5 protein-coding genes and 4 pseudogenes are annotated in these 11,866 nt (G+C 49.5%); all 9 read left to right on the forward strand.

Going from position 1 to position 11,866, the window contains the following annotated elements; all coding sequences use genetic code 11:
* Window positions 1-24: 24 nt before the first annotated feature.
* Window positions 25-573 (forward strand): annotated as a pseudogene (locus RS881_RS59910) (acyl carrier protein); the annotation flags it as partial.
* A pseudogene (locus RS881_RS59915) lies at window positions 547-1,925 on the forward strand (beta-ketoacyl synthase N-terminal-like domain-containing protein). The pseudogenes RS881_RS59910 and RS881_RS59915, both read left to right, overlap by 27 nt.
* A complete protein-coding gene (locus RS881_RS23815) occupies window positions 1,865-3,271 on the forward strand; it encodes a KS-MAT linker domain-containing protein (RefSeq protein ID WP_315824589.1) in 1,407 nt (468 codons plus the stop codon). Before RS881_RS59915 ends, RS881_RS23815 begins: the two are co-directional and overlap by 61 nt.
* Before the next feature lie 47 nt (window positions 3,272-3,318).
* Window positions 3,319-8,146, forward strand: a pseudogene (locus RS881_RS23820) (beta-ketoacyl reductase); the annotation flags it as partial.
* Between the two features lie 457 nt (window positions 8,147-8,603).
* Window positions 8,604-8,939 carry a hypothetical protein gene (locus RS881_RS23830; protein ID WP_315823377.1) on the forward strand — a complete coding sequence of 112 codons (336 nt, stop codon included), beginning with the start codon at window positions 8,604-8,606 and terminating at the stop codon, window positions 8,937-8,939.
* Window positions 8,885-9,181 carry an LLM class flavin-dependent oxidoreductase gene (locus RS881_RS23835; RefSeq protein ID WP_315824591.1) on the forward strand — a complete coding sequence of 99 codons (297 nt, stop codon included), beginning with the start codon at window positions 8,885-8,887 and terminating at the stop codon, window positions 9,179-9,181. The genes RS881_RS23830 and RS881_RS23835 overlap by 55 nt, the downstream gene beginning before the upstream one ends.
* Complete coding sequence (locus RS881_RS23840) at window positions 9,094-9,492, forward strand: LLM class flavin-dependent oxidoreductase (RefSeq protein WP_425476365.1); 399 nt, start codon at window positions 9,094-9,096, stop codon at window positions 9,490-9,492. Before RS881_RS23835 ends, RS881_RS23840 begins: the two co-directional genes overlap by 88 nt.
* Before the next feature lie 258 nt (window positions 9,493-9,750).
* Window positions 9,751-11,475 (forward strand): beta-ketoacyl synthase N-terminal-like domain-containing protein, encoded by a 1,725-nt coding sequence (locus RS881_RS23845; RefSeq protein ID WP_315823379.1) that lies wholly within the window; start codon window positions 9,751-9,753, stop codon window positions 11,473-11,475.
* Window positions 11,476-11,570: 95 nt separating this feature from the next.
* A pseudogene (locus RS881_RS59920) lies at window positions 11,571-11,786 on the forward strand (acyl carrier protein); the annotation flags it as partial.
* Window positions 11,787-11,866 lie beyond the last annotated feature (80 nt).

The raw sequence follows: 11,866 nt of genomic DNA on the forward strand, positions 1-11,866 counted from the left end.
CAGAATGGTGTCTCTTGACTTTTTGTGTTCTTCTCCTCTGTTACAGGCGCCCTGGGCAATGCGGGGCAGGCCGATTATGCTACCGCCAATGCCTTCATGGATGAATATGCGCAATACCGCAATGAATTGGTGGCCCAAGAAGAAAGGCAGGGGCACACGGTATCCATCAACTGGCCCTTGTGGCAGGAAGGTGGCATGCAGGTAGACCGTGAAACGGAGTATTATTTGTATGATACCTTTGGTATGATACCACTGGCCACCAGGCCAGGCATTACTGCTTTATACAATGCATTATCACTGGGCCGATCGCAGGTGATGGTAATAGCGGGCAACCGGAACAGGATCACGGAAAAGATACTACTACCCAAAGAGCCCGATCATAAACCTGTCACTACTACTTCACTGGTTATTGACAGCCAACTGGAAGAAGCAGCGATAGGATATTTCAAAAAGTTATTATCATCCGTACTCAAACTACCGGTCGATAAGATCAGGGCCGACACGGCCATGGAAGAATATGGCATTGATTCGGTGATGGTGATGAAGATGACGGCCAGGCTGGAAAAAGTATTCGGCGTCTTGTCAAAAACATTGTTCTTCGAATACCGCAATATCCTTGACCTTAGCCGGTATTTCTTGCAGGAGCATACAGCACAGCTGGCTACAGTATTGGGCTTATCGGTGAATGCATCATCCGAAACCAACCAGGAAACAGGTAATACAACAGCGACTATACAGCCCTTGCGTAACCGGGCATGGCCGTTGGTGAAAGGCAGTAACCAGCCTTCGACAGTCAGCAAGGCTGCCAAAGAAATAAACCCACTTGATATAGCTATTGTTGGAGTATCGGGCAAATACCCACAGGCAGAGAACCTGGAAGCCTTCTGGGAAAACCTATGCCAGGGAAAAGATTGTATCACGGAAATACCGGCCGACCGCTGGGATTATCGGCAATGGTACGATGCTGATAAAACAAAAAAGGAAAAACATACAGCAAGTGGGGTGGCTTCTTACAAGATGTAGCCAGTTTTGACGCCCTCTTTTTTAATATATCCCCACTGGAAGCGGAATTACTAGACCCCCAGGAACGCATTTTCCTGCAATGTGTACAGGAAACAATTGAAGATGCAGGTTATAACCGGCAGGGATTGGCCGCCAACGACAAAGGGCTACCCGCCAATATTGGGGTATATGTAGGTGTTATGTATGAAGAGTACCAGTTGTATGGCGTACAGGAAAGCAGGAAGGAACAGCCCCTTGCCTTGTTTGGCAACCCGTCTTCCATTGCCAACCGGATCTCTTATTTCTACAATTTTGATGGCCCCAGTATGGCAGTGGATACCATGTGTTCTTCTTCTTTAACGGCTATTCACCTGGCCTGTCAAAGCATCCAAAACGGCGAATGCAAAGCAGCCATTGCCGGCGGGGTGAATATTTCTATCCATCCCAATAAATACTTATTACTGGCCCAGGGAAAATTCATTTCCAGCCATGGCCGCTGCGAAAGCTTTGGCGCAGGCGGTGATGGTTATGTACCTGCCGAAGGGGTGGGCGCTGTATTGCTGAAACCCTTGTCGCAGGCCCTGCAGGATGGAGATCATGTATATGGTGTGATCAAAGCTACAGCTATTAATCACGGCGGCCGTACCAACGGTTATACCGTTCCCAATCCACAGGCACAGGCTTCGGTAATCAGCAAAGCCTGCAAGCGGGCTGGCATCGACCCACGCACCATTAGTTACCTGGAAGCGCATGGCACAGGTACCTCCCTGGGCGATCCCATTGAGATCACCGGCTTGAAAAAGCCTGGCAGGCATTTACGCAAGACAAACATTTCTGCGCCATCGGATCGGTCAAGTCCAATATTGGCCATAGTGAAAGTGCGGCTGGCATGGCGGGCCTCACAAAAATATTGTTGCAGTTAAAGCACCGGCAACTGGCGCCTTCCCTGCACTCAGCTACCTTGAACCCGCATATCGATTTTGAGAATAGTCCTTTTATCGTTCAGCAATCATTGGCTCCCTGGAACAGGCCTGTTATCACCAGCAATGGGTATACCACAGCATATTTACGCAGGGCAGGTATTTCATCCTTTGGTGCAGGAGGTTCCAATGCCCACCTCATCATCGAAGAGTTGGAAGAGCATCTGCAATCCATGCCCCCATTGCCCCCTGTCAACGAAACAGGGGCATTGGTGGATCCCGTGGTCATTGTCTTATCGGCCAGGAATGAAAACCGCCTGCAATTGATAGCGGGCCGCCTGGCAAAAACTTTGCAGCAAGGCAAATACAACAATCAACACCTGCCTTCCATTGCCTATACCTTACAAGTAGGCCGGGAAGCATTGGATACCAGGTTGGCCCTGGTGGTAAGGTCCATCGAAGAGCTATGTCAAAAGTTGGATGACTTTGTACAACAGGGGCAAGTGGCCGATGACCTGTATTACGGAAAAGTGGAACGCGACAATGGGGCTATGGAAGCCCTGGCAGCAGATGAAGACCTGAGAGAAGCCATCAACAAATGGATAACCCGTAAAAATACAACCGCCTCTGTACTTTTTTGGGTAAAAGGATTGCAAGTGAACTGGGTGGGATTGTATGCTGCAAACACCCTGGCTTCCCTGCGCAGGATAAGCTTGCCCACTTATCCGTTTGAACAGGAACGGTATTGGGTGCCACAAGCAACAGCAGTTGATGCACCGGCAGCGCCCGCTGCCACACCAGCCAGTACCTTGCTGGTACAACCTGTTTGGCAATTACAGCCATTACCTGCGGCGCCCATAGCGGCACAATATGCACAGCATATTATTTTCCTGGCTGGCATGGATGCTGCCACCTGGCTTCCTTCCCTAAAAGAAGGTTTCAACAGGGCGCAGGTAATCAACTGTTATGACCCCTCGCAGGATATACAAGCCAGCTATGAAGCATCCTCCTTCCAGTTATTTCAATTGGTACAAACCCTGTTACAAGATCGGCCCACGCACAAAATATTGATCCAGGTAGTGGTGGATGCCGGGCACGACACATTAACGGGGTTGTTTGCCTTATTACAAACCGCCCGGCAGGAAAACCCTTTGATCACTGGTCAACTTATTGGTATTACACAGCCGATCGATACGAGGCGGCTAATTGCCCTGCTACAGGAAAACAGGCTTTCTAGCAACCAGGCTGCTATTCGTTATGTCAACGAATTACGGTATGAGCTGTGCTGGCAGGAATACAGGGCCGGTCATTCTGCCCGCCCATTGTGGAAGGAAGGGGGCGTTATTTAATTACCGGCGGAGCGGGCGGTCTGGGACTCATTTTCGCCCAGGAGATCATTAAACAACTACATACAGGTACTGTCGTGCTCACTGGCCGATCGCCTCTTGCAGGCCGCCAGTCATTATTGGAACCCTTACAAGGAAAAGGTGTTACCGTACTGTATCAACAAGCCGATATGGTCAACCCGGAAGCCGTTACGCAATTGATCAACACTTTGCAGGAGGAACTGGGTGGGCTGGATGGCATTATACATAGTGCAGGAATAACCAGGGACAGTTACCTGATCCATAAAACAACCAGCGATTGGCAGGAAGTAACGGCTTCTAAAATTGCAGGACTGGTGTACCTGGACAAGGCTACGCAAAGTATACCGCTTGATTTCTTCATAGTATTTTCTTCCATAGCGGGTGCATTGGGCAATGCCGGGCAGGCCGACTATGCTACGGCCAATGCCTTCATGGATGCCTACGTACAATACCGCAATAAACTGGTGGCAGTACGTCAACGACATGGATACAGCCTTTCCATTAACTGGCCCTTGTGGCAGGAAGGTGGTATGCAGGTAGATGCGGCCGTAGCTGCACAGCTGGATCAAAAAACAGGCCTCTTACCCATTGATACGGTAAGTGCTTTGCAAGCCTTTTACCAGACAGCAGCATCGGGTTGCAGTCAACTCATGGTGTTGTATGGTCACAAGCATAAAATACAGGAAAGTCTTTTGCATGCATTCGTAGCCAAGGCGCCCGCTGCACCTGTAGTTATTACACCAACACCACAAATTGATAAAGCCACGATCCGTACCTCAACCATCCAACAATTGAAAAACCTATTTGGGCAGGTGGTGAAATTAAGTCCTGCAAGGATTGAAGAGCGGGAAGAGTTCCAGGCCTATGGTCTCAACTCCGTCATGATCGTTCAACTGAACCAATTGCTGGAAAAGGTCTTTGGCGATCTGTCCAAGACATTGTTCTATGAATACCCCCATTTAGCGGCCCTGGCCGATTACCTGGTGCGTGACCAGGAGGCGGCTTGTGTGCAATGGAGCGGGCTTGGCATAGACGTCCTGCCAACTACAACAGCTGTGCAGGAAGCCATTCATCAACCGCCTGTACATGAACCCACACCCGTAAAGGCAGGGCCTATTCAACATGGTCTGCAAGAACCCATTGCCATTATTGGGATCAGCGGACAATACCCCATGGCCGATACATTGGCCGATTACTGGAAGAACCTGCAAGCCGGTAAGGATTGTATTACAGAAATACCCGCCAACAGATGGAATATGGCAGGTTTCTTTGAAGCCGATAAAGAAAAGGCCATTGAAGGTGGCCAGAGTTATAGTAAATGGGGCGGATTCCTGGACGGCTTTGCCCATTTTGATCCGTTATTCTTCAATATATCACCCAGGGAGGCCAATACCATGGACCCCCAGGAACGGCTATTCCTGCAAGCCTGCTGGCAGGCGATGGAAGATGCTGGGTATACCCGGGAGCGGATAGCTGAGCTATACGATGGTAAAGTAGGCGTGTTTGCCGGCGTTACTAAAACGGGTTTTGAATTATATGGACCCGCCCTCAACAACCTGGGAGAAAACAGTCAGCTGCGCACCTCTTTCAGTTCAGTGGCCAACCGGGTTTCTTTCCATCTCAACCTGCACGGTCCCAGTATGCCCATTGATACCATGTGTTCTTCTTCGTTGACAGCTATTCACGAAGCCTGTGATCATATACTGAAAGGTACCTGTACGATGGCTTTTGCGGGGGCGTTAATTTATACCTGCACCCCTTAAATTATGTGGGGCTTTGTTCACAAAGTTTCCTGGCTGCCGATGGCAGGTGCCGCAGTTTTGGAGAAGGGGGCAGTGGATTTGTACCGGGTGAAGGAGTGGGAGTAGTATTATTGAAACGATTGTCACAGGCGATAACCGATGGCGATACCATTCATGCCATCGTAAAAGGAGCCAGCGTTAACCACGGTGGTAAAACCAGTGGGTATACAGTACCCAATCCCATATTGCAGGCGGCCCTTATTCGTGACGCTTTCCACCAGGCAGCTGTACCTGCCCGCGCCATCAGTTATATCGAGGCGCATGGTACCGGCACCTCACTGGGCGATCCCATTGAGGTCACGGGCCTCTCAAAAGCATTTCAGCCCGACACGGCCGATACCCAATTTTGTGCCCTGGGTTCGGTCAAGTCCAATATAGGTCACCTCGAAGCAGCTGCCGGCATTGCCGGTATTACCAAGATCATCCTGCAAATGAAACATGGGTTGCTGGCGCCCAGTTTGCACGCAGAACAACTGAACACCAATATCAATTTTAGTAAAACACCCTTTTATGTGCAACGCAGCCTGGCTGCCTGGAACCGGCCCGTATGGGAAGCAACAGGCAGGCAATATAAAGGGCCACGCATAGCAGGTATCTCTTCTTTTGGTGCAGGCGGTTCCAATGCCCACGTGGTCATTGAAGAATACCTGCCACCGGTGATAAGTGGAGCACTACCGGAAGCGATGCTAAAAACCATACCTCTGATCATGGTACTATCGGCCCGCAATAGCAACAGGCTTAAGGACCGCGCCACACAATTGCTGGCATTCATTAATCAACCAACCTTTAATAAAGATCAAAGCAACCTATTGAACCTGGTGTATACCTTGCAGATAGGACGTGAAGCCATGGAAGAACGCTGGACAGTGCGGATCAATGACTGGCAGGAATTACAACAAAAACTGGAGGAATTGATCACCGGCCATTACAGCAATGGGCATAGCTTTACTAATTATTTACAGGAACAATGGGCCGGTGGCAAACAGGTAGCCTGGCCGGAATTGTATACCGCATTGAAAGGTGGGCCATGGTATCCTGTACGCATCAACCTGCCTGTTTACAATTTTGAACCTACTACTTACTGGTTGCCTGGTTTGTTATTGAACCAACCTGCGGCAACAAAGCCCGCTGTTACTGAGCAATTACCTGTCAAGGAATGGCTGTTCACAACAGAGGAGTGGGTGCTGGCAGAGCAGTCAAAACAGATTGACTGGAACAAACAACTACAACAGTATGCAGGCAAACAGGTTTACCTGGTATACGATCAGGAAGCCGAAGCCGATCAGTTAATCGCCTTACTGGAAAAACTGCAACGATCAGGCGGTCAAACCTTATACATCCATAAGCTGCCAGTACAGCAGATCAGTGTACAGTCCTTCAATAGTTGTAAGCCCGATATGGTATTGATGCTTGGACCAGGAAAAACTAATAGCCCATCTGTACATCCTGTGGAAAAGGAATTGCAGTGGGTATATCAACTTGCCCAATGCCTGATGCAGGCAGCCTGGGAGGAGCCAGTGCAACTATATTATTGTTATGAAACAACCGATGCCAATACCCGCCTGGAACTAACAGCCCTTTCAGGTTTCTTCCGGTCGGCCATGAAAGAAAATCCCAATCATGTATGGACTTCTGTAAGGTTGCACCAGGTGCAGCAGGAGGCTGCTAAATACCAGCTCATTGTAAAAGAATGGTTGGGTGCTGAAGCGGTGGTACCCGGCACAGGTCGTTACACAGTTATTCAATACAAAGATGGACAACGGTATGCACAGGAGTTGATAGAAACCAACCTGCCTGCAGCAACTGCGCCGGCATTCCGTAAAAATGGCCATTACATCATTGCAGGCGGTATGGGATATATCGGCAGTTCCCTCCTGGAAAAACTAGCCACCCAATACCAGGCTCACCTGGCTATTTTATCAAGCGGGCCTTATGATGAAGCAAGAAAACGTCAATGTGATCAATGGCGGCAGGCAGGGGCTAAAGTATATTACCATGTATGCGATATCACCGACATGGCAGCCCTGCAAGCTACCTATGCACAGGTGAAGCAGGAATTAGGCGACATCCACGGGGTGATCAACCTGGCCAGGAAACATGATAGTAAAAGCATACTGTCCAAAAGCTGGGATTCTTTCTATACCACGAGCCAGGTAAAGATCAGGGAACGATCAACCTGGATACTTTGACCAAAGAAGAACACCTCGACCTGTTTATGTTATTTGCCTCCATTGGTGCGTATGGCGCCCGGGGTGATGCAGACTATGCTTTTTCGGTGGCTTTCCAGAATGCCTTTGCCTGCTACAGGAATCAATTGCGACAAGCCGGTGAAAGATGGGGCACCGCCATTTCGCAATGTTGGGGGCCGTGGGAAGAAGATCGCTTGTTTCCCGAAAGCCGCAAGAAAATGAAGGCGCTGGGCCTCGACCTCATTAATATGGAAAACGCTTTCCCTATAATCGAAGCCTCTGTGCATTACCCGCATTCCATACTGGGCCTCTGTACCATTTTTGACAAGGAAAAAGTCAAAGCAGTACTGGGTATGCAAAGCACCCTGACCGATAAAGTATTGCCGGTAGTTGAACCCACCAATACAGTACAGGATCAGGCGCCTGTGCCTTTTTATGAATCATTGATCCTGCAATGGGAGCAACAAAAACGCCAGGGGCAATCCATCACCCTGAGTATGGTACAGCAAGCCATTTCCATCGAAACCATGGAAGCCATGGATAGCGGACTGGTAGAAAGGGTATATAGTTTGTGTTTCGACAATGACGCTCTGCCAGCTTTTCAACCAACTGCTGAAACATCCGTAAAATACGATCTATTGCCCATGCTCAGGAAAGCCGCTGCCGAAGTATTACAAACACCAGCAATAGAAGATGGGAAGCCTTTACAGCATTACGGTCTCGATTCGATCATGGCGATGCGCTTATCTACTCATATTGCCAAAAAGCTCAGCAGGGAAGTGATGCCCAAATGGCTCATCGAGTTTCCCACTTTACTGGAGCTGGCCGGGCATCTGGCCGGGACTCAGTCACAGGCAATTCAATAAGCCACCTAACCTGGAGAGAGGTGACACCTTTCGTCCGCATCGCAAGGGAAAGGTGTCACCTCTGATGAAAAAGTAAGCTACCTGATTTAGAAAAAGGAGCCAGGAGAGAGGTGACACCTTTCGTCCGCATCGCAAAGGAAAGGTGTCACCTCTGATGAAAAAGTAAGCTACCTGATTTAGAAAAAGGAGCCAGGAGAGAGGTGACACCTTCGTCCGCATCGCAAGGGAAAGGTGTCACCTCTGATGAAAAAGTAAGCTACCTGATTTAGAAAAAGGAGCCAGGAGAGAGGTGACACCTTTCGTCCGCATCGCAAGGGAAAGGTGTCACCTCTGATGAAAAAGTAAGCTACCTGATTTAGAAAAAGGAGCCAGGAGAGAGGTGACACCTTTCGTCCGCATCGCAAGGGAAAGGTGTCACCTCTGATGAAGAAACTGGTCAATAAAAAACTTATCATTTATGGAGTCCATTGAGTCATTACTGAACATTCAGTCCAACAATGCTTTTGCTATTCCGCAAGCCCCTGCCCGGGATGTTAGTTTTAGCTTCCTGTTCTTTTCGGATGTACGGAAGGATGTAACGGATGCAGCCAAGTATGCCTTCATGAAAGAGGTGACGTTGTTTGGCGACCGGGAAGGGTTTGAAGCGATCTATATACCTGAACGGCATTTTTATGAGTTTGGTTCTATCTATGCCAATTCGGCCATCATGGCGGCCCACCTCATCCCCTCACCAATCGCATCCGGTTCAGAACGGCCGGCGTTTCACTCCCTTTACACCATCCCGCCGAAGTAGTGGAATGGTGGGCCATGAATGACATCCTATCTGGTGGACGTATTGACCTGGGATTTGGTACGGGGTGGAATAAACCTGATTTCATATTTGCACCGGATAACTATGAAGACCGTAAACAGGTTTGCTGGGACCGGATACCCATTGTTCAAAAATTATGGCGTGGGGAAACGGTGTTGTTTCCTGGTCCGGGTGGAGAGCTGGTTCCTGTAACCGTGTACCCCCGTCCGGTTCAAAAGAGTTGAATGTATGGTTATTGGCCACCAAGAGTGATGATTCATTTATCCAGGCTGGCAAAATGGGGTACCATGTGTTTACAATGCTGTATGGCATGGACCTGGAAGCGATGGGCAAAAAAATAGCGCTGTACCGCCAGTCGCGTAAAGAGGCGGGTTATGACCCTGCTACGGGCATTGTATCCTTAATGCTGCATACGATGGTGCACCGCGATGAACATACGGTATCGGCAGCGGTAGAGCGTCCCTTTAAACAATACATTAAAAGTTCGATGGAAGTGCATGTAAAGGCCCTGCAGGACGGAAAAAGAAACCGGTGAAATTGGCGCTGCCGAAAAAGAGCAGATACTGGACTATGCCTATCACCGCTATTTTACCACCGGCGCCATCTTCGGTTCGGTAGAGGATGGTCGCAAGATCGTAGACCAGGCCATTGCGGTGGGAGTAAATGACATTGCCTGCCTGGTTGATTTTGGTGTAGACTATGACCTGGTAAAAGCTCCCTGCCTTATTTGAAAAAACTGGTGTCGCACTACTTATAATCTATTGAAAGTACCCCTCTTTATAAATGTTCCTTTATGAACGTAGAAAACAAGCGAACAGCGCTTATTGAAAGGATGATGGCGGCCGCAGCGCCGGTAACGCCAACCAAGGATACAGCACCTGATCCCATTGCGATCATTGGACTGGCCGGTTACCTGCCACAGTGTGCCAACCTGCAAGCATTTTGGGAGGCGCTGGACCAGGACCGCTCCTTGATAGAAGAGATCCCGGCCCACCGCTTCAATATGGAAAAGCTATACGATGCGGAAGGGAAAGACGATGATAAATTTCATACCAAATGGGCGGGCATCATTCCTGATATTCGCCAGTTTGATCCTGCTTTCTTCGGCATTTTGCCTTCGGAAGCCGACCAGATGGACCCCCGCAAACGGCTGTTGCTGATGGCGGCTTACCATGCCCTGGAAGATGCCGGATATGCACCCCGTTCATTGAAAGACAAAACAACGGGTGTATTTGTAGCTGCTGAAGAAGATGAGTACCGGCAATGCCTGTTGGAAAACGGGGTGGATATGAAGAATGGCAGCGGCAGTTCCTCTTCCCTCATCGCCAACCAGCTTTCTTATTTCTTTGATTTCCGTGGCCCCAGTGAATACATCAATACCATGTGTTCCGGTGCGGCTGTAGCCATTCACCGGGCAGTAAATGCCCTCCGTTCGGGCGAAATCAATTATGCATTGGTAGGTGCTGCCAATTTATTACTTCATCCTGATCCGTTTGTTTTCCTTTCCAGAACGGGCCAGATGAGCCCGCATAGTTCTGTAATTTCTTTTGGCAAAGATGCCAGGGGATTCCTACGGGCCGATGGGGTAGGCGTCCTTGTATTGAAACCCTTGTCGAAAGCGGTTGCTGATCATGATAGCATTTATGCCATTATCAAACACACGGCTGTTAATTATAATGGCCAGGGCGGTCTATCAATGGCAGCGCCCAATATCCCGGCTCACACAGACCTTATAACAGCTTGCTACCAGGAAGCGGGTATTGATCCCCGAAGGGTAGGGTATATAGAAGCGCAGGGAATGGGCAATCCCGTGGCCGATATCGCCGAATGGGAATCCTTCAACAAAGCCCTGAAAAGCCTGGCGAAGGAGAAGAATATACCATTACCCGAAGGAGGATGCCGGGTAAGCACGCTAAAACCTATGACCGGGCATATGCACTCAGCTTCGGCGCTGGGTGCGCTGTTCAAGATCATCCGGAGTTTGGCTACCAATAAGATCCATTGTATACAAGGTTTTACTACAATAAATCCTGATCTCGATATGGAAGGCCAACCCTGTCGCCTGGCCACAACAACAGAAGACTGGCCTGTAGCTCCCTGGCCACGGCTCGCGGGTATCCATTCGCATGGATCGGGCGGTAACAATGCACACCTGTTGATTGAAGAATATAAAGCACCTGCTCATCCTACAGTAGCGGAAGGACAACCCGTAGTGATTCCTATCGCTGCTGCAACTGCCGAACAATGCAAAACCATTGTACGCAACCTGGCAGCGGTGGTGGCAGCCAATCCATCCTATTCACTGGCTTCCGTTGCCTTTACTTTGCAAACCGGTCGTGATGCTTTGCAACATCGGGTGGCATTTGTAGCCAGCACCCGGCAGGAATGGCTGGCGCAGGCCAAGGCTTATGGCGAAAGGGTGATCAGGCAGGGAATTTGGCAAGGGGTAGTGACCGACAAAAGAACAGTACCCTGCCAGAAAGCGGCGATGCCGCTGCACAGGCCAAAGCCTGGGTAGAAGGAGCAGCGATCACCTGGAATGGTACGCATTTCGCGCAACCTGTACAACGCCTGCACCTGCCGGTATATCCATTCAATTGCAGTGCATACTGGATGGCCGAAGAACCACAAGACCTCCAACCTCAGGAAGCGCCCTTAGCTTTCAGCGAAGTCAATGAACAAGTGGAGACGATCATCCGGCAAACCCTGAGTTATTTCTTAAAAACATCTCCTGCACAAATTGATATCCACGAGGAGTTCAACGCAATGGGCTTTGACTCCTTGCTGGTGACCAATCTGTCTAAAAGATTAAATGATCAATATGGATTGACGGTAGAGCCCGCCGTTTTCTTTGGGCACAATACGGCTGCTAAACTCATTACCTATCTCAGTAAAAATTATGGTGCACA

Origin of the sequence: Paraflavitalea speifideaquila (assembly GCF_032395985.1) — a bacterium.
Classification (GTDB): Bacteria; Bacteroidota; Bacteroidia; order Chitinophagales; family Chitinophagaceae; genus Paraflavitalea; species Paraflavitalea speifideaquila.